Annotated in this window: 23 protein-coding genes; 14 read left to right on the forward strand and 9 right to left on the reverse strand. The window is 38.3% G+C overall.

The genetic code is table 11. From position 1 onward, the window contains the following. Nucleotides 1-186 (reverse strand): hypothetical protein (locus tag BM308_RS09800; RefSeq protein WP_143098600.1); only part of this gene is annotated, 186 nt, incomplete at its 3' end. Nucleotides 187-472: 286 nt separating this feature from the next. Here BM308_RS09800 and BM308_RS09805 point away from each other — a divergent pair. After that, nucleotides 473-1,729: a cation:proton antiporter gene (locus BM308_RS09805; RefSeq protein ID WP_074944868.1), complete on the forward strand. Its 1,257-nt coding sequence runs from the start codon at nucleotides 473-475 to the stop codon at nucleotides 1,727-1,729. 67 nt (nucleotides 1,730-1,796) lie between these two features. Here the strand turns inward: BM308_RS09805 and BM308_RS09810 are convergent, their stop codons facing one another. Together BM308_RS09810 and nrdD are read right to left on the reverse strand one after the other, a co-directional pair. Further along, entirely contained in the window at nucleotides 1,797-2,603 is an 807-nt protein-coding gene (locus BM308_RS09810; protein ID WP_074944869.1) for a hypothetical protein, read from the reverse strand. A 99-nt stretch (nucleotides 2,604-2,702) separates the two neighbouring features. Then, entirely contained in the window at nucleotides 2,703-2,879 is a 177-nt protein-coding gene (nrdD, locus tag BM308_RS13235; RefSeq protein ID WP_074944871.1) for an anaerobic ribonucleoside-triphosphate reductase, read from the reverse strand. A gap of 322 nt (nucleotides 2,880-3,201) precedes the next feature. On the opposite strand from nrdD, the gene BM308_RS09820 reads away from it, so the two are divergent. From BM308_RS09820 to rbr, 12 genes are all read left to right on the forward strand, one after another. Further along, nucleotides 3,202-4,302 (forward strand): ATP-dependent zinc protease family protein, encoded by a 1,101-nt coding sequence (locus BM308_RS09820; protein ID WP_074944872.1) that lies wholly within the window; start codon nucleotides 3,202-3,204, stop codon nucleotides 4,300-4,302. 22 nt (nucleotides 4,303-4,324) lie between these two features. Next, a complete protein-coding gene (locus BM308_RS09825) occupies nucleotides 4,325-6,001 on the forward strand; it encodes an inactive transglutaminase family protein (RefSeq protein ID WP_074944873.1) in 1,677 nt (558 codons plus the stop codon). Further along, nucleotides 6,002-6,997, forward strand: coding sequence for an alpha-L-glutamate ligase-like protein (locus BM308_RS09830; protein WP_074944874.1), 996 nt, complete (start codon nucleotides 6,002-6,004; stop codon nucleotides 6,995-6,997). A gap of 130 nt (nucleotides 6,998-7,127) precedes the next feature. Further along, nucleotides 7,128-7,973, forward strand: a complete 846-nt coding sequence (locus BM308_RS09835; RefSeq protein WP_143098601.1) for a hypothetical protein — start codon at nucleotides 7,128-7,130, stop codon at nucleotides 7,971-7,973. Between the two features lie 11 nt (nucleotides 7,974-7,984). Beyond that, nucleotides 7,985-8,566 carry a septation protein IspZ gene (locus tag BM308_RS09840; RefSeq protein WP_074944878.1) on the forward strand — a complete coding sequence of 194 codons (582 nt, stop codon included), beginning with the start codon at nucleotides 7,985-7,987 and terminating at the stop codon, nucleotides 8,564-8,566. A gap of 18 nt (nucleotides 8,567-8,584) precedes the next feature. After that, nucleotides 8,585-9,493: a UTP--glucose-1-phosphate uridylyltransferase GalU gene (galU, locus tag BM308_RS09845; protein ID WP_074944880.1), complete on the forward strand. Its 909-nt coding sequence runs from the start codon at nucleotides 8,585-8,587 to the stop codon at nucleotides 9,491-9,493. Nucleotides 9,494-9,624: 131 nt separating this feature from the next. Continuing rightward, nucleotides 9,625-9,885 carry a YhdT family protein gene (locus BM308_RS09850; protein ID WP_074944881.1) on the forward strand — a complete coding sequence of 87 codons (261 nt, stop codon included), beginning with the start codon at nucleotides 9,625-9,627 and terminating at the stop codon, nucleotides 9,883-9,885. Continuing rightward, the gene (panF, locus tag BM308_RS09855; protein ID WP_074944883.1) at nucleotides 9,882-11,366 is read left to right on the forward strand and encodes a sodium/pantothenate symporter; all 1,485 of its coding nucleotides are present in this window, start codon (nucleotides 9,882-9,884) and stop codon (nucleotides 11,364-11,366) included. Before BM308_RS09850 ends, panF begins: the two co-directional genes overlap by 4 nt. 87 nt (nucleotides 11,367-11,453) lie before the next feature. After that, the gene (locus BM308_RS09860) at nucleotides 11,454-12,686 is read left to right on the forward strand and encodes an MFS transporter (protein WP_074944884.1); all 1,233 of its coding nucleotides are present in this window, start codon (nucleotides 11,454-11,456) and stop codon (nucleotides 12,684-12,686) included. A 9-nt stretch (nucleotides 12,687-12,695) separates the two neighbouring features. Further along, a complete protein-coding gene (locus BM308_RS09865; protein ID WP_074944886.1) occupies nucleotides 12,696-13,895 on the forward strand; it encodes an MFS transporter in 1,200 nt (399 codons plus the stop codon). Nucleotides 13,896-14,106: 211 nt separating this feature from the next. Then, nucleotides 14,107-14,502, forward strand: coding sequence for a Fur family transcriptional regulator (locus BM308_RS09870; protein WP_074944887.1), 396 nt, complete (start codon nucleotides 14,107-14,109; stop codon nucleotides 14,500-14,502). A gap of 129 nt (nucleotides 14,503-14,631) precedes the next feature. Beyond that, the gene (rbr, locus tag BM308_RS09875) at nucleotides 14,632-15,279 is read left to right on the forward strand and encodes a rubrerythrin (protein WP_074944889.1); all 648 of its coding nucleotides are present in this window, start codon (nucleotides 14,632-14,634) and stop codon (nucleotides 15,277-15,279) included. A gap of 113 nt (nucleotides 15,280-15,392) precedes the next feature. Here the strand turns inward: rbr and BM308_RS09880 are convergent, their stop codons facing one another. From BM308_RS09880 to BM308_RS13550, 6 genes are all read right to left on the reverse strand, one after another. Then, complete coding sequence (locus BM308_RS09880; RefSeq protein ID WP_074944891.1) at nucleotides 15,393-16,592, reverse strand: uracil-xanthine permease family protein; 1,200 nt, start codon at nucleotides 16,590-16,592, stop codon at nucleotides 15,393-15,395. Nucleotides 16,593-16,968: 376 nt separating this feature from the next. Beyond that, on the reverse strand, nucleotides 16,969-17,619 hold the full coding sequence (locus tag BM308_RS09885; RefSeq protein WP_074944893.1) for a hypothetical protein: 651 nt from the start codon (nucleotides 17,617-17,619) through the stop codon (nucleotides 16,969-16,971). 2 nt (nucleotides 17,620-17,621) lie between these two features. After that, nucleotides 17,622-18,920, reverse strand: a complete 1,299-nt coding sequence (locus BM308_RS09890; RefSeq protein WP_074944894.1) for an AAA family ATPase — start codon at nucleotides 18,918-18,920, stop codon at nucleotides 17,622-17,624. Between the two features lie 156 nt (nucleotides 18,921-19,076). Continuing rightward, a complete protein-coding gene (locus BM308_RS09895) occupies nucleotides 19,077-19,376 on the reverse strand; it encodes a hypothetical protein (protein ID WP_074944896.1) in 300 nt (99 codons plus the stop codon). Nucleotides 19,377-19,423: 47 nt separating this feature from the next. Then, a complete protein-coding gene (locus tag BM308_RS13545) occupies nucleotides 19,424-20,389 on the reverse strand; it encodes a PD-(D/E)XK nuclease domain-containing protein (RefSeq protein ID WP_218152557.1) in 966 nt (321 codons plus the stop codon). Continuing rightward, nucleotides 20,332-21,033 (reverse strand): AAA family ATPase, encoded by a 702-nt coding sequence (locus tag BM308_RS13550; RefSeq protein ID WP_218152558.1) that lies wholly within the window; start codon nucleotides 21,031-21,033, stop codon nucleotides 20,332-20,334. The genes BM308_RS13545 and BM308_RS13550 overlap by 58 nt, the downstream gene beginning before the upstream one ends. 581 nt (nucleotides 21,034-21,614) lie before the next feature. Between BM308_RS13550 and BM308_RS09905 the strand changes: the two genes are divergently transcribed. Then, nucleotides 21,615-23,585, forward strand: coding sequence for an LTA synthase family protein (locus BM308_RS09905; protein ID WP_074944897.1), 1,971 nt, complete (start codon nucleotides 21,615-21,617; stop codon nucleotides 23,583-23,585). Nucleotides 23,586-23,753: the final 168 nt, after the last annotated feature.

Here is a 23,753-nt window from a genome sequence, read left to right on the forward strand (position 1 = left end):
ATACTCATCATGCCTTCTAACTAATGGATTTACCTTAGTTCCATCATTTCTGTTGACTCTCTGTAGTCTGCAGTGAGTCTGTTTAAAACAATCTAAACCTGAAGGTAAAGATATGAAGCCTTCCAAAGGATCAACAGAAATGTAACCATGGTCTTGCTTAAATGAGTCTAGATCTGTAATATTCATTCTTGGGTCTCGTTTTAATTTTGTTTTTTTTGTTCACTTAAAATTATAACGTAGACCCTTTTTTTATTTCACGCTCTTATTACCATCCCACACTTTTCTGTACAGACCCGAAAAAAATATGATTGGCTGCAAATTTTTTTAATTCACGCTTTTTCAATGTCACAAAATTCTCTTTTGCTTGATGTTTCTTTGTATGCAAGCTCTCAAAACAGTACAATCCCCACACCTTATATATAAGACTTGACTCTATAATACCCATATATGGTGTAGCTATAGGACATGTTTTATGACGGGATTTCTTCCACTTATAATCACCCTGCTGTTTCTGGTAATTATATTTAATTTAATTAACCGCAAATTCTTTCATTTCTCCTATGAAATTGCCCTGATGCTGTTTGCAACTATTCTAGGAGCAATATACGTGGGAGCCAGCAAGTATTTTCTAGATACCTCTGTCATAAAACTGATGCAGAGACTTCAGCCAATCAACATTGAATCATTTCTGATGGATGGTGCTCTGTGTTTTATGCTTTTTGCCGGAGCCTGTCATCTAAAGATTTCTGATTTTTTAAAGCAGGCCCGTTCAGTCGGCATATATTCCTTTGTCGCTACTTTTTTAGGTGCGGTAATCTATGGAGTGATTTTCTATGCTATCACCGTTGCCTTTTCCATGCAGATATCCTTTGCTGAATGTCTGATGTTAGGCAGTATAATCTCACCAACCGATCCTATAGCAGCTACAAGCATTCTCAACAAATTCGGCCTGCCTCAGAAAACCGGATTTTTAATTGAGGCAGAATCTCTGTTGAACGACGGTGTAGGTGTTGCGGTTTTTGTCTGTTTCTCGGGAATGGTTATCGCCAACGCCTCCCCTGACACCTCCGTTTTCTCTGTACTGATTCATCAACTGGCAGGGGCCATGGTGATCGGTGCGGTTGTAAGTTTTATCTGTTACGGCTTGCTCAGTAAGGAAGATGATTTCAAACAGAGGATTTACATCAGTCTTCTATGTGTTTCTCTGTCCTATCTGCTATGTCAGTACTTCAACTGTTCAGGAGCTATTGCCTGTGTAGTATGCGGCATTATGTTCTCAGACTGGAGAGAAAAGCAGAGCGAGGAAGTACAGAATTCATTCAGCAGTTTTGATATCTGCTGGGAAGCTATTGATCATTTTCTAAACTCTGTTCTGTATGTGATTATGGGACTTTCTGTGCTCATGATTATGAGAATGAATGCCGTAGTGGTTATCTGTCTTGCAACCTTTTTCAGTAATCTCATTGGTCGTGGCGCAAGTGTTTATATTTGCTCTTTCTTTATTAAGGAAATACCTGATAAATTCACAAGAAACGGCTTTACCGTGCTTATGACCTGGGGAGGTCTTCGTGGTGGTCTGTGTATTGCTCTAGCCATGAGTACACAGAATATGGTCAGTGAGGAGCATTTCCAGTACATCATGGGCGCAACCTATGCGATTGTTTTCTTTACCACAGTTGTACAGGGATTAACGCTGAAAGGTGTATACAGAATGATCAGAAAAGACTAGGAATAGGCAGTTACAGTTCTGATGTTCTGCAACTGCCATACAGATTTGAAGGATTGGATGAAGATAATTAGAAAGCAAGAGTTCCGTTTACGAAAAAGCTTGCCTCGTTATCGAACTTCATATTTCCAAAATAGGTTCTGTTTCTGTAGAACTTGATTTCTCTGTCAATGTTGTAGCCAACACCAGCCTTAACAGATAACTGATTAAATGGAGTAATCAGAGCAAAAAGATTGGCGTTATATCCTTTCTCCTGTGCATACACCTTTGACCTGTCAAGATAATAATGTCCGCCCTGAATTGCACCTGCATCAGCACCTAATGCGAAGTACTCGGTAAATCTGTAGTTTGCAGATGTTTTTGGATAGCCTAGAGATGCAGAAAATCCCAAATCTGAAGGATTTCTGTACTTAAAGCCGATAATACCGAAACCATAATTGTTTGCTTTGTTGAATGAAACTCCAGCACCGGCTACCATTGACCAGTCATTCTGGAAGTCATAGGTTAAAACGGCGTGAGGAACAAGATCATAGCTTTTTGAAACCTTGATGGAATTCTCATAACCTAAGGATAGATAAGTACCAACATCATAGCCTAGATTTCCGGTAATCTCACCAGCATAGTGTGCATCTGCATAGATAAGATTCAGATGCTCAAATCCTGTGGTTTTCCAGTCAAAGTCATAAGTGGTTCTCTTATAACCAAAAGTGAAGTTCTCATTACCTGCATCAAAGCCGTATACAGAATAAGATGCCTTGTTATATGAGTTCTTTACCTTGGTTTTAGAGGTAAAACTGCCGTAAGGAGTAAAGTGCCATGCAGCAGAAGCATTTAGGGATAGTGCAACACCAATAAAAAGAAGAGATAATTTTTTCATTTATTATAGGACCTATAATTTCAACAGATTTTTTACCATTATATGACCTAAGTCATGAAATTCAATAGAGAAAATTTAAAGATCCTATATTAAAGCATATCAGGCAACATGCATATGCTTTACGCGCTGAGACTCCTCTGCTCTTTTGCCATCATTGAATCTGTCTAAAGTCCCGACCAGATATCCAGTAACACGTCTGATTCTCTGGAAAGGGACACCTTTTCCGACACATCCGCTGGGATCAGGTCTTAATCTGCTTACATTATTGTTAATCATAATCTGTACCTTGAATTACTTATTTAATAAGTGGAGAAAATCTAAGATAGTGTTCAAAAAAATATGTTTATTCACTATCTATATATTAAATAAAGAAAAAAATTAAATCAATAAATAGTAATAATTATTATTATCAATATTAACTAACTGAGATCTAAGTCAAAGTAATTACAATGACAGTCCTAATCATTCAAACAAGCAAAAAAATAGAAAAAATCAACTAAATTATTTTTATTTATTTTGGGCTAAGCTTAATCGCTAACTGTGATTTGTGCTATATTTCACGGTTGGAAATTTCCAAGAACAATAATGGACAATAAAAATGCGTCTTAATGCAAAAATACTAGCCACTGCCGTTTTTTTTGTATGCCAGTCTGCTCTGGCAGCATCTACAGATGATGATATCAATGACAAATTCACCAAATTAAATGGAACTATTGACAGTATCAATGGTGAACTGAATTCCCAGAGAGCCACCCTTAGCGGAATCAAATCCGAGATTGAAAATTCTAATCTGAAGCTGCAAAGACAGGTTCTAGAGGAACTGAAATCAGTACAGAGACAGAATCAGTATGTATATGATGCTATTCTTGCAGAACGCGAAAGCCTTGGAGGAAAAATGATCAAACCTCTGCGCAACTATAATCTGCAGACTCCTGACGGAAAGATGATTTTAGGTCAGAAAGAGTATGTCTATGTAAAAGAAGCCAACGCAACTATTGATGCCAGAATTGATACCGGTGCCTCTCAGTCTTCCATCAGTGCCTCAGATGTGGTTGAGTTTGAAAGAAACGGTAAAAAATGGATGCGATTCAATATTGTCCATAATGATCGCACTATTAATGTTGAAGCTCCATACGTAAAACAGACCCGCCTAAGACAGTCCTCAATCGAAGGCTACAGCTACCGTTCTGTAGTTAAGCTTAATATCAAGATCGGTGACTATTCAACTGAAGCTGAGTTCAATCTGATTGACAGAACCCAGATGCAGTTTGCCCTTCTTATCGGAAGAAATCTTCTAACTGACATTGCTGTAGTTGATGTTGCCAGAAACAATGTACAGAAACGTACTGATAAGGATGGTTTACTGATCCTTTCCATTGATGATTACGAAGATAACAAGAAGAAAGGTATTGATGTAAATCAGAAATATGATGAGCTGCAGAAAGAAAATGCCGGCGGACAGACTGCTACTCTGTCAAAAGACAATGCACAGAGTCTTGGAACCAATCCAGACAAGGCACTGCCATCTGTGAGAGACAAAATTGAAACAGAAAACGGCAGCAAACCTGCTATCAAAAAAGATCCAGTAAAAAAGACCAGTGAAGACAAGAAAAAAGATGAAAAGAAGAAAAAGGAACTGACTGAAAAGGAGAAGGCCGCTTTAGAGCTTTCAAGAAATTCTAAAAAGAGTCGTTCATAAGATCAGATATCAAGGATAGAAAATGGTTTCCCGCGGATTATTTTATTTTGTAACAGCTATTCTTTTTCTTGCAGGTATTCTTCTGATTGCTTATCAGAGAATTACATTCAGTGTCCCATTTGTTCCAAATCTTGCAAGAGAAATCTGGACCGTTGAGGCTAAGGTTGAATTTGAGCCTAATCTTGGAGAGGCCTGCGAGGTTAAACTCTCCCTTCCAGCTGTTCAGCCTGGTTTTACCCAGCTGCAGCAGAATACTGCAAGCCTAGGCTATGGTGTTAACTATGTAAAAAAAGATGGTACCACTTTTGTTGAGTGGACCAAGAGAAATCCTCAGGGCCTACAAATCCTTTACTATACAGCAGATATTCTGGTTGATCAGGATTCCTCAGAAAGCTCAATGATTGTTCCTGCTCTTGAGGAAAGTGTTGAGTCAGAACCATATGCAACTGCAATGAGAGAGATTGCCTCAACTGCAAGTTCAAGAAGTTCAAATCCATACTCTTTTGCAAATCAGATTATCCATGAGCTGTCTTTAGACAATGAGATTACCTCTCTGCTTCTTTCAAAATACAAGAAGCCAGAACTTCTGGTTCACATTCTGAACATCGGTCATGTTCATGCCAGAACCGTTGGTGTGCTTGATCTGAAAGATGGCAGAAGAAACCAGAGACTTCATAATTATGTTGCCGTTTTTGACAAGTCTGAGTACAAGGTTTTTGATCCTAACACCGGTCACAGCGGACTTAAGAAGAATCAGATTATCTGGACTGATAACGGAACCTCAATTTTAGATGTAGCCGGCGGTAAGCATGCTTCAGTAAGCTTTACCACCATAAGCAATTCAGTAAGTGCAATTGAAGCCGGTAATCGAAAAGCTAATATTGATATGGTTGCAGGTGAGGAGCTGATTCCTTTCTCACTTCAGGCGCTTCCTGTTGAAGAACAGTCACTGTTCAAAACTCTGCTGCTGTTGCCTATTGGTGTTGTAATCGTGGTATTCCTGCGTGTTATCGTTGGTATCAAGACCTCCGGTACTTTCATGCCAGTACTGATTGCCATGTCCTTCCTTCAGACTTCTTTATGGATCGGTCTGATTGGCTTTGTGTCAATCGTAGGTGTTGGTCTGATTGTACGCTCCTGGCTGTCTCATCTGAATCTGCTGCTGGTTGCCAGAATTTCAGCGGTGATTATTACGGTTATTGCCCTCATCGGCTTTATTTCATTCTTTACCTATAAGATTGGTCTAACCGAAGGTGTCAAGATTACTTTCTTCCCTATGATTATTCTTTCATGGACCATTGAGAGAATGAGTATTCTGTGGGAAGAAGAAGGCTATAAGGAAGTTATCAAGCAGGGCGGCGGCTCTCTGTTTGTTGCTGTATGTGCCTATCTGACCATGAGCAGCTTCTTTATTCAGCACTTAAGCTTCAATTTCTTAGGCCTGCAGCTGATTCTGCTGTCCTTAGTTCTGATTATGGGTAACTATACCGGTTTCAGACTCTCCGAAATGAAACGCTTCAAGCCTCTGGCTGTTCAGATCAAGAACTTCAGAAACGGTGATGAAACTGAACTTGAGTCCGTAAGATTAAAGGAAGAGTTAAAAGAGATTAAGGCAGATCCTCACAATACCTACAGAACCTGGAAAAAACAGGCTCAGCTTAAGGTTGAAGAGGAAGAAACAAAGAAGGATCATGAGTAAATGGATCTTCTTAAAAAGATAAAGGAATTTAAGAACCGTTACGCTTCTCCATTTGAAATGAGAGACGACGGTATCATGGGAATGAATCAGCGTAATGTCAATTACATTGGCAGATACAACAAGCGTTCCCTGTTTCCTCTGGTTGATAACAAGCTTCTGACTAAAAAGATTGCGCTTGAAAACCACGTCAATACTCCGGTACTGATTGGTTCTGTTGAGAATCAGCATCAGGTTGAGGATATCTTCAACATCATAGGTGATCATACTGAATTCTGTATCAAGCCGGCCCACGGTTCTGGCGGTAAGGGTATTCTGGTTATCAAGGACAGATCAAAGACCTCCGGTAACTTTATAAAGGCATCAGGTCAGGAAATTCCTACCCATGAGCTGAAAAGACATATCACCAATATTCTGGCCGGTCTGTTCTCCTTAGGCGGCAAGCAGGATATTGCTCTGATTGAGGATCTGATTCATTTTGATAATGTGTTCTCAGGCTACAGCTATGACGGTGTTCCTGATACTCGTGTAATTGTATTCCAGGGCTTCCCTATCATGAGTATGATGAGACTGTCTACTGCAGCATCAGACGGCAAGGCAAATCTGCATCAGGGCGCTGTGGGTGTTGGTATCTGTCTGCGTACCGGTCGAGCAGTACGTGCTGTACAGTTCAATGAGCCGGTTACAATTCATCCTGATACCGACAAGGATCTGAGTTTACTTAAGGTACCTCACTGGCATGAGGTTTTAGAGCTGGCCTCCTCCTGCTACGATATGTCAGGACTTGGCTATATCGGTACCGATATTGTTCTTGATAGAGACAGAGGTCCGATGCTGCTTGAGCTTAATGCCCGTCCAGGTCTTGCCATTCAGATCTGTAACAATGCAGGACTTCTGCCAAGACTGCGTCTGATTGAGGCTATCACCAAGAAACACCGACTTTCAATCAAGGAGAGAGTCGCTTTTTCAATGGAACACTTCGGTGTTTTCAAAGAATAGATAATAGCCACGGCAAAGTCCGTGGTTTTTTATGATTTTTCTCTAAAAATCATAAAATTATTCTCAATCTTTTATCCTCCCTACATTTTTGTTTCAGGTAAGTTTGCTATACTGTAACTGTATGAAAATAGTGTCATTATTACTTATTCCTTTAGCATTATGCTGTAGTGTTCCGGTGCAGGCATCTGAGATTAGTGTCTGCAGTCTCTCCTACAGACCTAAAACAAATGAAACCGCATTTGCTGCGGTAGGTTCATCTCTGAAAATTGCAGATGAAACCTGTACCAATCATTATCTGATTATTCCTTTTGATACCGTATCAAATGCCATAACTATTCCACAGGGAGAATACAGAGCTGTAAGCATTGACGAAGAGGAAGTTCTCTTTACAACAGATAACGGAGCTGGCCATAAGGTAAAAAGCTGTCCGGTATGTGATCCTATTGACTATCTTGTTATTAGAAAAAATACACCAAAGACACTGTGTGTAAAATCTGCGCTAAAGGTGAACTCCTGTGCTGTAGATGACAGCATCAGCTATGTGGTAACCAAGAAAAGTCATACCACTGAAGGTTTATGTGCCCCATCGCTTGTTTATTTCGGACGTGATGGCAATACTTTAAAATTTGCTGTAAATGACTGCTCTTCCATCTCCAAACCAACCTTAAGCTATGATTTATCCTTTGGTGATGAAATCAGATTCCTCGATGAGCAGATTAAGATCCTAAAGGCTGATAATAAAGGTATTTTCTACTCAAGAATGGAGCCTCCTGCACTTAAGGTTAATGATCTTCTGAGCCGTGAACAGCTTGAACAGGAACTTAAAACCAAAGAGAATGACAAAACTGTCAAATCTAGTGATAAAATAGCCTCTACTCAAAATGAAAACAGAGCTGCATCCTCTGAGGATGTTCAAAGCGAAAGCTCAGCCCCAACACAGAACATCGTTGAGAATAACGGTGAGTCTATGCAGTAATTAGGAATAACATGTTAAAAATTCTACAGTTTTTACCTGTCATTTTATGGTTTGTCACCTATAAGATGACTTCAAATCTGATACTGGCTACAGCTGTTATTGTAGTTGCCTGTCTGATTACTACTGCTATTGAATACTTTATGACCAGACAGCTTTCAAGAATGCAGATCTTTTTAGTTGCTGCTATTCTTATCTTTGGTCTGCCAACCGTTTTATTAAATGATCCTGCCATTATCAAATGGAAGGTCACTGTGGTTAATATGCTTTTTGCTGCCACAATCTTTGTATTTCAGTTTATTCTCAAGAAAAATCCTTTTGCCTTCCTTTTTGAAAAGGAGCTGCCTCTGCCTGAAGAGGCCTATAACACCCTAAGCCTGTGGTGGATGGTGTTCTTTGTACTTGCAGGACTTTTAAATATAGTCATTGCTTTCTATCTTCCTGCTCTAATCGGAGTAACTGAGATAGAAGCAGAGGAAATCTGGGTAGACTACAAGACCTTTGGCAATGCCATACTAAATGGAGTGTTTGCCTTAATCTGCGGTTTTGTACTGCTTAAAAAGTACCCGGAAATAATGAAAAATCTAGAAAAATAGAATATACGGAGTAAGACAATGCCAGATCAGAATTATGGAAATATTAAATATGCAGTAATCCCTGTTGCAGGACTGGGTACAAGATTACTACCAGCAACCAAGGCTATTCCAAAGGAAATGATTCCTCTGGTGGACAAGCCTCTGATTCAGTATGTGGTTAATGAAGCCATTGCAGCAAAAATCAAAAATATTGTTCTGGTTACCCACGCTTCCAAAAATGCCATCGAAAACCATTTTGATACTTCATTTGAGCTTGAGGCAACCTTAGAGAAGCGTGTTAAAAGACAGCTTTTATCTGAGATTCAGAACATCATTCCTTCAGATGTGTCTATCCTGAATGTTCGTCAGGGTGAGTCTAAAGGTCTGGCTCATGCAATTTCCTGTGCGTTCCCTATTGTCGGAAAGAATCCTTTTGCGGTCATTCTGCCTGACGTTATTGTTGATGATATGGCATCTGATCCTAAAAAAGACAATCTGTCTGCTATGGTCAGAAAATTTGAATCAACCGGTGCTCCTCAGATCATGGTAGAGAAAGTTCCTCATGAGAACGTCTCAAGCTATGGTATTGTGGATATTGAAGGCAAGACTCTAAAACCAGGTGAGTCCTGCAAGATTAAGCAGATGGTTGAAAAGCCATCCTTAGATGAGGCTCCATCTGATCTTGCTGTAGTTGGCCGTTATGTTCTGCCTGCAGAAATCTGGTCATTATTTAAGAAGACTCCTATAGGTGCCGGCGGAGAGTTCCAGCTTACCGATACAATCGAACTTCTTATGCATATGATGGATATTGAGGCTTATAATATCGTGGGTAAGTCCCATGACTGCGGCAATAAGCTTGGTTATGTGGAAACCTTTATTGAATATGCCTTAAGAAATCCTGATTTTGGTTCTTCCGTAAAGGATTTTGTAAAGAAACTGGTTAAATAATTTCTGTTTTTCCTGCAAAGAGCAGCTAAACAAAAATTAGCTGCTTTTTTTCTTTATAAATAAACTAAACTTTTAGTTAGCTGTAAGTATATTTGTTTTGAAATAAGCTTTTTTACAGAGTCAGAGTGGCTATGAACAGTAAACATAATCAGTATGCAAAAAAATTTGTACAGATGGATAAGGAAGCGCTTTATACGCTGATCCTGTCCCTTGTAATCTTCATTTTTTTCTGGGGCGCCATTTTTATTCTGCAGAACTGTCAGGTGTCTTTATGGCAGATGCCTCTGTGGTTTGTGGTTTCCTGCATTGGCGGCTATCTGCTGTCAGTAGTGGGTGTTGCCGTACTGATTAAATACTTTATGAAAGACTTTGATTTGGATGATAACAAATGACCTTAGTTCCGGTTCTCGTTTTTCTTGCGCTGATGATCCTGATTGGAGTCTATGCCAAAAAAGATCTTAAAAAAGCAGAAGATTTCAAAAAAGAGTATTTTATAGCCAACCGTTCTTTAGGCGGTATTGTACTGGCTATGACTTTGGTTGCTACCTATGGCTCGGTAAGCTCCTTTATCTCCGGCCCCGGTGTTGCCTGGAATCTTGGTTTTGGCTGGGTAGTCTTTGCTGCCCCTCAGATTATCACTGGCTTTTTACTTTTAGGTTTGATTGGCAAGCGACTGGCAATTATCGGCAGAAAAATTGAAGCCTACACCATAATCGATGTCATTCACTATCGCTATGCCAACAAATCCCTGACGCTGCTCTTATCCATAGTGCTTCTAATCTTTTTTACCGCTATGGTGGTGGGACAGTTTATTGGCGGCGCACAGATATTTACTGCCATTACAGGTCTTGATTACAAGCTAGGTCTTCTGATCTTCGCATCAGTTACTGTCATCTATACCTCCTCAGGCTTTAAGGCGGTGGTGCTGACTGATACACTGTGTGCCTTTCTGATGATTACCGGTATGATTACCTTAGGCTATGTAATCATAAAGGATGGAGGCGGACTAACTCAGATCATGGAGGTTATCCGCAATACCAATGTTGGCGAGGATGGTATTTCTGCTAATCTTAAGGTTACAGCCAATGGTGCTCTGCCATATTCTCTTTTATTCTCAGCCTGGCTACTGGTTGGCTTTTATACAGTTGCCCTGCCTCAGTCTGCTGTAAGAGCTCTCTCCTACAGAAGCACCTCAGATCTGCACATGGCCATGTTTGTTGCAACTGTAGTCTGCGGTGCACTTATGATTGGCATGACCCTTTTAGGAGTGCTCTCCCGCGGTGTGATTCTTGAGCTTCCAGAAAACGGAACTGATGCCGTTATTCCTATCCTGATTGCAACTCATATGCATCCGATTTTAGCAGGAATTACCATCATAGGACCTCTGGCTGCGACCATGAGTACAGTAAGCTCGCTTCTGATTTCTGCCTCCTCTGCGGTGGTATCTGATATCTACTCGCAGCTGCATGATAAAAAAGAGAGCAAAAAAGATAAATTTAGTGCAAACAGTAAGTTTGTGACAATTTTTATTACATCCTTCATAGGATTTATTGCTATCCTATTAGCCATGTATCCACAGGATATTGTAGTGTGGGTTAACCTGTTTGCTTTTGGCGGACTGGAATCTGCATTCCTCTGGCCTCTGGTTTTAGGACTTTTCTGGAAGAAAATGAATGCCGGTGGAGCTCTTTTAGGAATAATCTTTGGTCTGGGCGTCTATACAGTGTGTATGGCTACAGGCTTTAAATTCATGTCCTTCCACAATATTGTGATCGGTACCGCCTGCGGTTTAATCTTCAGTGTTATTGGAAGCTATATCTTCCCGGATACCTCAAAGGACAGACTGAAGATATTCTTCCCTCATAAAATTTAGATTAATTATTAAAAATCTGTCATAAAGAAACAACAGGCAGATAATAAATAGAATAAAGAAATATATAAGAATAAATTAGGATATACGATGAACTGGAAAGTAGTATTAGCTTTGATGGTAACTTTTGCTTTGATGATGAGTTCAAGTTACACCATGCTGATACCGTTTCTTCCTCTTTACATGCAGAATGAACTGAAGGCTACCAGTGATGAAATTGCCATGTGGTCAGGCTTTACCTTTTCCATCACCTTTGCTGTAAGTGCCTTCATGTCCCCAATCTGGGGCAAGCTCTCTGATAAGATGGGAAAAAAGCCTATGATTATCAGATCAAGTATCCTGTTATCCATCACCTACTTTTTAGGTGGAATTGTTACTTCCCCCTTTGAGCTATTTCTGGTTCGAGCCTTTCAGGGTATTGCCGCAGGTCTCTGGCCTGCCTGTCTGGTGATGATTTCTGCCTATGCACCAAAGAATAAGCTGGGATTAAGCATGGGACTTATGCAGAGTGCCAACATCTGCGGCGGTATTTTAGGTCCTCTTTTTGGAGGAATTCTTGCAACTTCCTTTGGCATGAGAAATTCTTTTTTCATAGGCTCTGCAGCCCTGTTTACCATCTGTGTACTGAGTATCTTTATCTTAAAGGAGCCTCCTGCAGATAAGGAACTTAAAAAAGCTGAGAAAAAAACAGTATCCACAATGGACTGTCTTAAGAATGTAAATATTCTTATTCTGCTTTTATGTGTAGGACTGACCAATTTTGCCATTATGGAAATTCAGCCTATTATGTCGCTCTATGTACAGAGTATGGCTGATAATGCTGATGATGCTGTTCTGCTTGCAGGACTTATTCTCTCCTCTGGAGGTCTGGCCGGAGCTATTGCCTCGCCTTTATGGGGAAGAACCGGACAGAAAAAAGGCTTTGCCAAAACCATAACAGTAGCCTTTTTATTTGCAGGCTTCATGCTGACTATGCAGGGAATTCCTGATAACCTGATTATCTTTGGCGCAATCCAGTTCATCTGCGGACTAGGCTTCTCCGGAGTATTCCCTTCTGCCAATTCAATACTGGTACTGATTACACCAGCCTCCTCAAGAGGAATCGGCTTTGGTCTTATGGCTTCAGCCCAGATGCTTGGCGGTGCTTTAGGCCCTATTATCGGAAGTCTGATTGTAACCCTGACCTCCTACAGCTATGTTTATGTATTCTCCGGAATATTAATGTTCTGTATGGGAATTTATATTCTGTTCTTTGCTCCGGAGTCCTTTAAAAAAGCAGCAAATCAGATCAAAGTTACAGATATTCAGCCAAAACAGGATTAGGGTTAATATATGGATAAAGCACTTTTTACCCTGATCCTTTTGTATGCAAATGTTTTTGTAATAAGTGCTTCGAACACTTTAGTTCTGCCTTTTCTTCCGGTTTATCTTAAGCAGGATTTAGGAGCAGAGTCATCCGATCTGGCCTTATATACTACCTTATGCTACTCCATAACCTTTGTGGTTAATATCTTTATCTCCCCTGTCTGGGGACACTTTGCAGACAAATTCGGCAGAAAGAAGATGCTTATAAGAGTATCATTTATCCTGTTTCTCTCTTATCTGTGCGCCTATCTTGCCACTTCTCCTCTGATACTGTGTATTGCCCGAGCCGTACAGGGCTTTGCCTGCGGTATGATGCCTGCGATTATGGCCTTTACAAGTTCACTCTCTACAGATCATAAAAAGACTCAGTTAAGAATCGGCTATGTACAGAGCATCAATCTTCTGGGAACTATTATTGGCCCTGCTGTGGGCGGTGTTATGGCTGAATTCTTTGGAGTCCGTGAAAGCTATTTATGTATCTTTATTCTTATAGCTGTAGTATGTCTCATCAATATCCTGCTTCTAAAGGAGCCTCCAGTTCATGAGCATCAAAACAGCATAAGTGAGATTCTGCCTTTATCAGAGATATTAAAAGATCCTATTATTGTTTCGCTCTGCTGCTGTATTGTAGTGAATTCGGCTGTAATCATGATGGTCGTACCGATGCTTGCTGATTATGTGGACAGCATGACTACATTTAATGAGCCTCTGGCCCTATCCGGCATTATTTTCTCCTTAAGTGGTATTGCAGGTGTACTGGCAGCCCCGCTCTGGTCAAGATTCGGTTCTGAAAAAGGCTTTTTAAAAGTTCTGATGTTAAGTACATTGGGTGCTGCGGTTGCCTATATGCTGCAGTATCAGATGAGCAGTATTCTGATGTTCAGTATCATGCAGTTTGTTTTCGGTTTATGTATCTGTGCAACTATTCCTGCAGCCAACTCTATTACTGCAAAACACATAAATCATCAGAATCAGACTAAAGCATTCTCTGTTCTATACAGTGCCTCTCAGTGCGGTAATATTCTAGGTCCTGTCTTTAGTGCTGTAATTATCATGCTTATTGGGGAAAGAGCTGTTTTTGCTCTAGCCTCTGCCCTATTATTTACCATTTTTTCTTATTTATTTATGGTAAACCGTATAAGACAAAATGATAAAAAAGCCTCTTGATTTTCTTAATAAAAATTATTACTATTAAGTAACGTAAATTATTAAACATATTGTATATAAAGATAATTTTTTTTAATTTATTACAGTAATGTTTACTATTTATAACAATACCTACTTAACAAAATTGCTTTTTATTTCTTTATAATCATAAATATGTCTTTATACTAATAAAGACTAAACGTGAAAATTTTACAGTTAGGATTCACCCTTTATGCTACAGCGAAGAAACAGTAAACAGCGTAACGTGATACGAGAATATCTATGCGGACGTATCGATCATCCTACCGCAGAGAAACTATATAACGAAATCAAGGAAGAGTACCCAAAGATGTCTTTAGGTACTGTTTACCGTAATCTAATGTTCTTAAACGAGATCGGTGAGATTCAGGCCATTGAAGTTGGTGACGGAATTACTCACTTTGATCCGAATCCTCAGCCTCACGCACATTTTTATTGTAAAAAGTGTAAGCAGGTCAGCGATATTTTTATCGAAGATTATTCTAAGATTACAAATGTCTTTGCAAGTCAGACCAATAATGAAATTGAAAAGTGCAATGTCTTTTTAGAGGGCATCTGCGAGATATGTAAAAACAAGGCTGACGCTTAATAAGCTTTTCTAAATACAATTATTATAAAAATAGATTTTCACTGTATTTATTATTTTGGAGTGTAAATACAGATAAAGAGATAACTCCATAACACATGCTTAACTTATTCTTTAACTAAGGAGAATACTATGTCATTTGTTTGCACAAAATGTGGCTATGTACACGAGGGTCCTGAGGCTCCAGAAGAGTGTCCAATCTGTCATTACAAAAATGTTTTTGTAGAGCAGGATGCAGCAAAGAGAAATAAATATCAGGGAACAAAGACTGAAAAGAATCTTCAGACCGCTTTTGCAGGTGAATCTCAGGCTCGCAACAAATACACCTATTTTGCATCAGTTGCTAAAAAGGCCGGTTACGAACAGATTGCAGAGTTATTCTTAAAGACTGCAGATAACGAAAAAGAACACGCTAAGTTGTGGTTCAAGGAGTTAGGCGGTATCGGCACCACCGAAGAGAATCTTCTGGCAGCTGCAGAGGGTGAAAACTACGAGTGGACTGATATGTACGATCAGATGGCAAAAGATGCTGATGCAGAAGGCTTTACAGAGCTTGCTGAAAAGTTCCGCGGTGTTGCAGCCATCGAGAAACGCCACGAGGAAAGATATCGTAAGCTGTTAGAGAATGTAAAGGCTAAGGAAGTCTTTGAGAAGTCAGGTGTTACCGTCTGGGAGTGCCGTAACTGCGGCCATATTGTAGTTGGTACCAAGGCTCCAGAGAAATGCCCTGTATGCAATCATCCACAGAGCTACTTTGAAGTTCACATGGATAACTTCTAAGCAGAATATTCAGTTAATATATTTCCAACCAAAGATTAAGGGAGCTACTGCTAAATAGCTCCCTTTCCTAATTTGTCGTTTTTTATCCGCTTGACTAGACCCTAGACCGGTTACTAATTTCTGCCTCTTGGCAGTACCAGATTTAGAACCACAGCAACAATTGAAGATAAGCCGATTCCTGTAAACATAAAGGAACCGTAACCTAAAGCTGCACCGCCGATACCCATAGTTAATGTAACACTGACGATAATCAGATTACGGGTCTTGTTCATGTCTACACTCTTCTGGACCATGCTCTGAATACCAACTGATGCGATGCTTCCGAACAGAAGCAGCATGATTCCGCCTAAAACTGCAGGAGGAATACTCTGTAGCAGTGCAGAAAGCTTACCAAATACAGAGAATACTAACGCTGTGACTGCTGCAATACGGATAACCTGAGGATGACTTACCTTGGTGATCTGAATTGCACCGGTAACCTCAGAGTAGGTGGTAACTGGAGGTCCACCAAGGAATGAAGCTACAAGACAGGCTAAACCGTCACCGAACATGGTACGGTGCAGACCAGGATCAGCAATAAAGTCCTTTTTGGCAACTGCACTGATTACGTATACGTCACCGATGTGCTCAATCACAGGTGCGATGGCAACCGGAATCATAAATACGAAAGGCTCCCAGGCAAACTCAGGAAGATGGAAATTGGAGATACTGCTTGGGAGTGCAAACCAAGGAGCTTCCTTGACAGCTGTAAAATCAACAACTCCCATGTACACAGCGCAGGCATAGCCAACAATAATTCCGCAGATTACAGGGAAAAGCTGCAGCATACCGCGGCAGTAAGTCAGAACTACAATTGCTGTTGCAAGGGAAATTATTGCTAATGTCCAGTTGGTTTTGGCCATATCAACACCGGCTCCACTTAAGGATAAACCGATAAGAATAATGATAGGACCGATTACCACCGGAGGGAAGATGCGGGTCAGAACTCGTTTTCCCTGCCATTTAATTAGGAAGGAAATGCCAAAGTATACACAGGCTACTGCAGATATACCGGCAATGGTTCCTGGCATTCCCCACTCTTTGGTTGCAGCAATGATAGGAGCAATGAAGGCAAAACTTGAGCCTAAAAAAATAGGTACCTTACCACCAGTCACCAAGTGAAAGAGTAAGGTACCTATTCCTGCTGTAAACAGCGCTGTTGCGGGATCAAGTCCTACAAGAAGAGGGACTAAAACTGTCGAGCCAAATGCAACAAACAGAAATTGAATTCCAATCACTGTTTTTTTGGCCGCAGAGAGTTGTATCTCATCCATAATTGAGTTTTCTCTGTTAGTTAAATGAAAAATTTTTGCATATTATGTCAGAAATCACATTACTTTTGAAGATTATTTTTCTTTATCTGTATTTAATATTTTTATTATGCCTATATATCATATCTTTATGAAGTTCACCAAACTTTAGACATCACTTAAGAATTTAGACAAAAGGTGCAGTGACAGGATCTATGGAGCAAGGCTTTTAGGAACGATGCAGCAAAAATAAGTTCTAAATAAGATTATATCCTAGACCCAGCCACGAATCTTTAGGATTTTAGGCACTCCTTGCTTGCAGATGTAGTTCACGTTTATATTGATTCTAACTCTTTATTTTTTCTGACTTTACAAGAAATTACCGTCTTCGGCGTGGTTTTTATCTTCTTACAGGACACTGCTTTCCATTACAATCTACACCAACAGCGTTACACAATGTAAAAATCTGACAGCATATTTTTGGAAAAATCACATTCATATTTAATGAATCAACAAGCTCTGTACTCTTAAGTCCTTTTACATATGTTTTATTCGCATTTTTGAATAGACTTTTTAATCCTGATAATCCGTTACATTTTGAAATATCGATATTTTTAGAAATGTTCAAAAAGGCACGAATACTATTCCTATCATAGAGGAACCAATCTTCAATGGAGCTTTTAGCCTGGATCTCATACACCTCTTTGGCGCCTAAAGTTTTTAACAGGCTTATTACACTCTTCCAGTTTACTAGCGGTTTTCTGGCAAATTCAAAAACATCTGTATCGTAACTTAGAAAAACTTTGTAATCATACGTACTGGCAGGATAATCCTGCTTTATTTTCTTCTCAAAAATGCGTTTTGCCGTAGACTGATAATTACCGACACCTTTCAAATTGTGAATTTTAACTTCACAGGTCAGTCTTCCACCACAAAGAGCTCTCAAGTGATTTATAAGTTTCTTGTAGAATTCAACTTCGGTATCCCCTTCTACAAATACGACTACAACTATCTTCTTTTGAATACTATCTTTCTTTGAATTCTTTGGCATTTTTATTTTTCCAGATAACTCAAAAGAATTTCATTATCCGCATCTCCTCCGGACAATAATTCAAAGATGTAATTGCCAACAGAGTCATTGCTATCGGCAGCATCTGTAAGCAAGTATTTCATACGTTTACTGTCAATTCTTGAAAAATCAGCAATGCCATTACAATTTGGTTTACCTATGTAAATATTATTAGTATTAACATACTGAATAATATAAGGAGAGTGGCTTGAAACGACAATGCGACATTCACCTGAAAGTTCTGATAGAATTGACAAATAACTCTGCAGAAGACTTGGATGAATTGAATTTTCAGGTTCTTCTAGAGCAATGAGATGATATCCGTTTATCTTGGCAAGAATTATATACGTCAGCATTAGAAAAACTCTTTTTGCTCCATCTGACATACCTAAAAAATCCAAAGGCTGATTTAAATTAATATCCTGAACATACATTGAATATACTTTATTAGTAATAATATAAGGAACATCATCAGGAGTCTTTAAATCATGAATATCACCTAAATCAACTTCTTTGACATCAAGCTCCAGAATATTTGGGAACAGCTGTTTAAAAGCATCAATTAACAAAGCGAAACTATCTGGAGAGGATTCTTTAAGCTTATATACCACTCTTGGAATATCGGCAACACTTGTTAAGTCAAAATTAACCTGGTCCTTAAATACAATAGGAGATTTATAATACTTAAGTGCTGCATCAAAATCTCTTTCTATATGAACATTAATGCTGTTGAGTTTTTTTATAATGGCCTTATAAAAGTAATCATCAAGGGCTGCCAGTTTATTAACAACCAACTCATTATCATCAACTTTTATGACACTTGCACAACGACCAGTCTCTGAGGATTTAAATAAAGCTTTTCCATTCTCTCTGAAAATCAATCTGCTTGCTTTCTGGTGTTTCTGCAGAACACGATAAGTAAGCCATTCTTTCTCAATCTTACAGCCATTTTTTTGATTATTCTGATTTTTTAACCAGGAAAATTCAAACCCATAGTTAATCTCATATGTGACTTTGTCTATATCCATATAAAAATACAGATCTGCCACAAAATTTTTTAACGCAAGCTTTTTATTCAAAGGAATGCCGTATGAGGAAGACATCATACGAGTTTTGTTTTTGGGATCTTCTTTAATAAAATCTACAGAATACTGAATTGCATTCAGAAGATTTGATTTTCCATAGCTATTTAGAGAGACCAGAGAAGTTATTTCATCCCCAAAGGTTAGCTTATCATTGTCAATATTGCGAAAGCCTTCTATTCTCGCACTTATAATTTTCATAGTTCACCCCACAGCGCAAAAGATGATACTATCAATAAAAATAAAACGCAATAAAACTTTGCATATATATCTTAAATAAAGATTGTTCTTTTATAATATAAAACAATATATGCAATTATTTTTTTAATATTATCAATTTTTTTATAAATACTAATTTCATTTATCCTGTTCTATAGGATGATGTGAAGTTGGATTTGCAGATGGCTCTGAGTCAATAACTCTATTCTGATGGTATACCTGATTTTGTGGCTGACTATTATGTGAAGGATACTCATCAGAAGATGTTTCATCATTGTTATTTTTAGAATAATTAGATCCAATAGGCTTATCAGTTAACTGAAAGTCCTGATAATCAACATCATGCTCTCTTAAGAGCTTCTGAAGATATTTAATATAGTTATCTTTTGAATTTAATGCATTCTTAAGTTTGAGAAGAATTTCATCCTTTATATCCATCTAAAATTTCCTCAAACAATAAAACTATCAGTTAAAGAATATAACTGCTATTCTGAGGTATCAACACATTCAATCAAACAGTGATGCTTCTTATCAGAATCGTTATCCTTATCATAGCTGATACCAACCAGAAGAATCTTTCCTCCGTAGCCTTTTAGTGCGTTAGGATAATGCTTGGATTTAATCTGATCAATAGCTGTTTTAGCTGTTTTATTCCATTTAAGTTCTATAACCAACGCAGGCCAGTCTGATTTCTTTTTTGGAAGATAAACAATATCCGCATACCCCAGAGCTGAAGGCAGTTCTTCAAACTGCAGGTAATTATCCTTATAGGTATAGTAGGCAAGCTTAATTACACTTCGAAGACTGTCTTCCTTGTTATAATGAAGAGGAGAACACTCCTCTCTGTGGAGATTTTCTATCTGCAGGGCCACAGCATCAGCATTCTGTTCAATAGTGTCCATAAATAGCTGATCGCTTTGACGGAGTCTTAATAAGGTCTCCTCATGAGTAGTTTTTCTTATTGTTCGCTGAAATTCTAGTTTTATTTCTTCATTTGGAATATGTACTGTTCCTGTCTGAAAATTGTAAGAAAGATAACCTAAGTGAATCAGAAGAGTCAGAATATCATCCTTTCCAGAGAATGAAGTCAGATCATTCTGAAAATCAAGTGTATCTACCTTAACTTCAATTCCTCCGATAAGCTCAGCGATTGTCTTTGACAGACCACTGTAATCGCGGCTGATATAATTCAGAAGATTATCCGCAGATGATGACTGAGACCAGTATGATTCAAGGGATTTATTGTAAACAGCTTTCATAACCGAGTTTGGGTTATAAATTGAAATAAAACCAGAGTCACAGGTATCTATGCTGTTACCGTTACAAAGAAAAGAATAACCGTCATACCACTTTTTCATCAAAGAAAAATCAATATTATTTTTTTTACACAAGGCTAAAACTTCAGCTTCAGTAAATCCAACATACTCTGAGAACTTACGGGGATTAACCATGGTATATTCATCAAAATCGGAGATTGCAGATTCAGAACCATCCTTTTTATTGGAAGAATTCCTGTCATGTAAGCTGCAGCAAAGATTTTGGAGGTACTTAAACTGTTCTTAAACAAGGAGCGTAAAAACTCAAGATAATTTTTATGTACAGAAGGATTCTCTCGAATTGGTGCATCCCATTCATCAATAATGATTACAAACTTATTTCCAGTATGAGCTACAACATTTTCAAGGGTTAAAGACAGATTGTCTTTAATGACGACAGATGGATATGCGGCTTTTACCTCTTCACTGATTGAATTTATAAGATATGAGGTAATATTCGAATACTGATCTGTATATGGCTTGATGCCGGTCATATCAATATATATAACATCATAACTGTTCAGGTGTTTCCTATAAGAAGGATCTTTTGCAATACTCAAAGAAGAGAACAGTGATGATGAATCACAGCTCTTGTCATAATAAGCACAAAGCATCTGCGCTGCATAGGTTTTTCCAAAACGACGAGGTCTGCTGATGCAGGTTAAATATTTTGAAGATTCAATTGACTGGTTAATAAGCGACAAGAGTTCTGTCTTATCAACATAATCTCCGGCTAATACTCTAGAAAAGCCACTGTTTCCTGGATTTAAACTGCCCATAGTGATTCTGATTTATGATAAATATATACTTTCTACAGATTAATTTTATATTAAAAACAGGTAATTAATAAGGGGAAAACATCAAATTTCAGATGTTTTATGAAGCCAAATCTTGAAATTAAAACTTTAGATTGTTGCATGATAGGCATGGTTGATATTATATCGCTCATAATTGACATTATATCGTTCATGGTTAGTATTATATTCAACTCGCAATTAAAAGGCTTTACAAAAACATCTTGTAAGATATACCTCAAAAAAGCCTCTTAAAAAAAATGTTATTACCGGAACAAGAACGAGAAAGAGTTAAAGATAAAGAATAGAGAAAATCCAATGAAGCTAACAACCTATTTTTTGTTGTGACAAAATATCATCAGTCATAACCAAATTTTTTTCAGCGGAATTTTCTATTGAAATGGTTAAACTAAATGTAATCGTTTTTTTAGAAAAATGCTCTGTTCTGGATGTTTACATATTCGATTAGAATGTATTTTTAAGGAAATTCTAAGTTAATTCATTGTAAAATATTGTTCTTTAATGATGTATTAAAAATCAGGATACTAATAAAACTGTTATAAACTATGTCAATTATCAGTAAATTAAAGCTTAACTACAGTATTTTTCCAATACTTGTTTTTTTCGTTCTGTCTATTTGTCTTTTTTCGCTTTTTAGAACAGGACTTGTCATCTGGAAGTTTAATGACTGTGTCGATAATCTTTCCGAGATCTTTTTATACGGATTAAGATACGACATCTCCATTAACTGCACCATGTTTGCACCTGTATTACTAATAAGCATCCTAAGCGCATTTGCAGGAAATACACCTAAGCCTATAGTCACACTTCAGAAGTATTATCTCCCTGTTATTCTTGCAGTTCAGCTTTTTGTTGAGCTTACAACCATACCTTTTATTCTTGAGTATGGTATAAGACCAAACAAGCTCTATGTTGAATATCTTATCTATCCTAAAGAAGTTATCAGCATGCTCCTGAACGGACATATCATCGAATCTGTTGTCTGTGTTGTGCTGACCGCTGCAGTTTTCTTCTGTTTCCTGAAGATATCTAAAAAGCTTCATGCAGATTACCAGAATGTTTCTCGAAAATTAAATGCGTTAATTCTTTTACTTGTTCTGATTGCTGTTCCATTAGGTATAAGAGGAACCATATCTCATAAACCTCTGAATCCTTCAAATGCAAGCTTCAGCAATACCCCTCTTGTAAACTCAATTCCACCAAATTCATGTTTTACTGCCTTCTATGCACTAAGACATATGAATGTAAATGAAGTGGACAGATCATCAATCTATGCATTTGATACCAAGGAGAATGTTCTTAACAACCTTAAATACCTGTCCACAAGAATAATGCCTGAGAAAACAGATGAATCCTGCCCTCTCAATCAGGTTATTACACCTGCATACAAACAGGATAAAAAGAGAAATATCGTAATTATCCTTGAAGAGAGCTTTGGCGCAAGATATGTGGAATCTCTCGGTGGTGATGCAGTTGCTCCAAATCATGAAAAACTCAAGGAAGAAGGCTGGTGGTTTGAGAGGATGTATGCCACTGGACACCGTTCTGTTCGAGGCATAGAGGCTGTAACTGCAGGGTATCCCTCAGGGCCGCTTTCAAGTCAGGTAAAGCTAGAACATCCTGATGGACTTACAACTATAGCTAACGTATATTCAAAACTTGGCTACTCTACCTCGTTTATCTATGGAGGAGAGAGTCATTTTGACAATATGAGAAACTATTTCTTTAACAACGGTGTTAAAGAGATTATTGAACAGAAGGATTATGACAAGCCAGAATATGTTGCATCCTGGGGTGTTTCAGATGAAGATCTGTTTAAGAAGGCTAATGAATTCTTTGTAGAGAAATCAAAGAATAATGAACCATTCTGTTCACTGGTATTTACAAGCTCTTTCCATGATCCTTTCGATATTCCTGAAGGAAAGGTTAAGCTTCCGGATTCAGTTAAAACAGATGATCCCAAAAGACTTACTGCGGCTATGTATGCTGACTATGCTTTAGGCAAGTTCTTTGAGATGGCTAAAAAAGAGGAATACTACAAGAATACTGTATTTGTGGTTATAGCAGATCATGACTCAAGAGTAAGAGGCATTGACGCCTTTCCATTCACAAACTTCTCAATACCGGCTCTAATCATAAGTCCTGATATTAAGCCATTTAAAGATGATAGAGTGGTAAGTCAGATTGATATTTTCCCTACTCTACTGTCGCTGACTGGTGTTTCAGGAGAATTTCCTCTCGTAGGACAGGATCTGACTCAGGATAACATTACCCAAAGAGCTATCATTGCCTATAATGAGATTTTCGGCTTTTATGATACTAAAACACTTACTTTGTTAGCGCCTTCAATTTCAATGGAATTTCCGGTTTATAAGCATAATAAGCTAGGAAAGAATTTTATCAGAGAAGGAAGTGACTACAGCCGTGAAATCAGTTATCTGAATACAGCTTTAACAATGTATGAGAATAACTATTCAAGAATTGGCTGTGTAAAGAAGCTTGAACAGAACAAGTAATTTTTCAGGATTGACCTGTGTTTTCTCTGTATTTAATTACTGAAAATTTCACAGGTCGCTCCTAAATTTTTAATTAGAATAACATCCATTAGCTCGACCATATTCGTCGAAGATATCCTGAGAGATAGTCTTCAGGTTCTTAGCTATTTCATTCCTTTTACGGAAAAT

It is taken from the genome of Succinivibrio dextrinosolvens (assembly GCF_900116345.1).
GTDB classification, from domain to species: Bacteria; Pseudomonadota; Gammaproteobacteria; order Enterobacterales; family Succinivibrionaceae; genus Succinivibrio; species Succinivibrio dextrinosolvens_B.

What these genes read in the sequence shown, in the direction of transcription:
- BM308_RS09805 (WP_074944868.1), top strand. Translation starts at nt 473, where the DNA reads ATGACGGGATTTCTTCCACTTATAATCACCCTGCTGTTTCTGGTAATT.
- BM308_RS09810 (WP_074944869.1), bottom strand. Translation starts at nt 2,603, where the DNA reads ATGAAAAAATTATCTCTTCTTTTTATTGGTGTTGCACTATCCCTAAAT.
- nrdD (WP_074944871.1), bottom strand. Translation starts at nt 2,879, where the DNA reads ATGATTAACAATAATGTAAGCAGATTAAGACCTGATCCCAGCGGATGT.
- BM308_RS09820 (WP_074944872.1), top strand. Translation starts at nt 3,202, where the DNA reads ATGCGTCTTAATGCAAAAATACTAGCCACTGCCGTTTTTTTTGTATGC.
- BM308_RS09825 (WP_074944873.1), top strand. Translation starts at nt 4,325, where the DNA reads ATGGTTTCCCGCGGATTATTTTATTTTGTAACAGCTATTCTTTTTCTT.
- BM308_RS09830 (WP_074944874.1), top strand. Translation starts at nt 6,002, where the DNA reads ATGGATCTTCTTAAAAAGATAAAGGAATTTAAGAACCGTTACGCTTCT.
- BM308_RS09840 (WP_074944878.1), top strand. Translation starts at nt 7,985, where the DNA reads ATGTTAAAAATTCTACAGTTTTTACCTGTCATTTTATGGTTTGTCACC.
- galU (WP_074944880.1), top strand. Translation starts at nt 8,585, where the DNA reads ATGCCAGATCAGAATTATGGAAATATTAAATATGCAGTAATCCCTGTT.
- BM308_RS09850 (WP_074944881.1), top strand. Translation starts at nt 9,625, where the DNA reads ATGAACAGTAAACATAATCAGTATGCAAAAAAATTTGTACAGATGGAT.
- panF (WP_074944883.1), top strand. Translation starts at nt 9,882, where the DNA reads ATGACCTTAGTTCCGGTTCTCGTTTTTCTTGCGCTGATGATCCTGATT.
- BM308_RS09860 (WP_074944884.1), top strand. Translation starts at nt 11,454, where the DNA reads ATGAACTGGAAAGTAGTATTAGCTTTGATGGTAACTTTTGCTTTGATG.
- BM308_RS09865 (WP_074944886.1), top strand. Translation starts at nt 12,696, where the DNA reads ATGGATAAAGCACTTTTTACCCTGATCCTTTTGTATGCAAATGTTTTT.
- BM308_RS09870 (WP_074944887.1), top strand. Translation starts at nt 14,107, where the DNA reads ATGCTACAGCGAAGAAACAGTAAACAGCGTAACGTGATACGAGAATAT.
- rbr (WP_074944889.1), top strand. Translation starts at nt 14,632, where the DNA reads ATGTCATTTGTTTGCACAAAATGTGGCTATGTACACGAGGGTCCTGAG.
- BM308_RS09880 (WP_074944891.1), bottom strand. Translation starts at nt 16,592, where the DNA reads ATGGATGAGATACAACTCTCTGCGGCCAAAAAAACAGTGATTGGAATT.
- BM308_RS09885 (WP_074944893.1), bottom strand. Translation starts at nt 17,619, where the DNA reads ATGCCAAAGAATTCAAAGAAAGATAGTATTCAAAAGAAGATAGTTGTA.
- BM308_RS09890 (WP_074944894.1), bottom strand. Translation starts at nt 18,920, where the DNA reads ATGAAAATTATAAGTGCGAGAATAGAAGGCTTTCGCAATATTGACAAT.
- BM308_RS09895 (WP_074944896.1), bottom strand. Translation starts at nt 19,376, where the DNA reads ATGGATATAAAGGATGAAATTCTTCTCAAACTTAAGAATGCATTAAAT.
- BM308_RS13545 (WP_218152557.1), bottom strand. Translation starts at nt 20,389, where the DNA reads ATGGTTAATCCCCGTAAGTTCTCAGAGTATGTTGGATTTACTGAAGCT.
- BM308_RS13550 (WP_218152558.1), bottom strand. Translation starts at nt 21,033, where the DNA reads ATGGGCAGTTTAAATCCAGGAAACAGTGGCTTTTCTAGAGTATTAGCC.
- BM308_RS09905 (WP_074944897.1), top strand. Translation starts at nt 21,615, where the DNA reads ATGTCAATTATCAGTAAATTAAAGCTTAACTACAGTATTTTTCCAATA.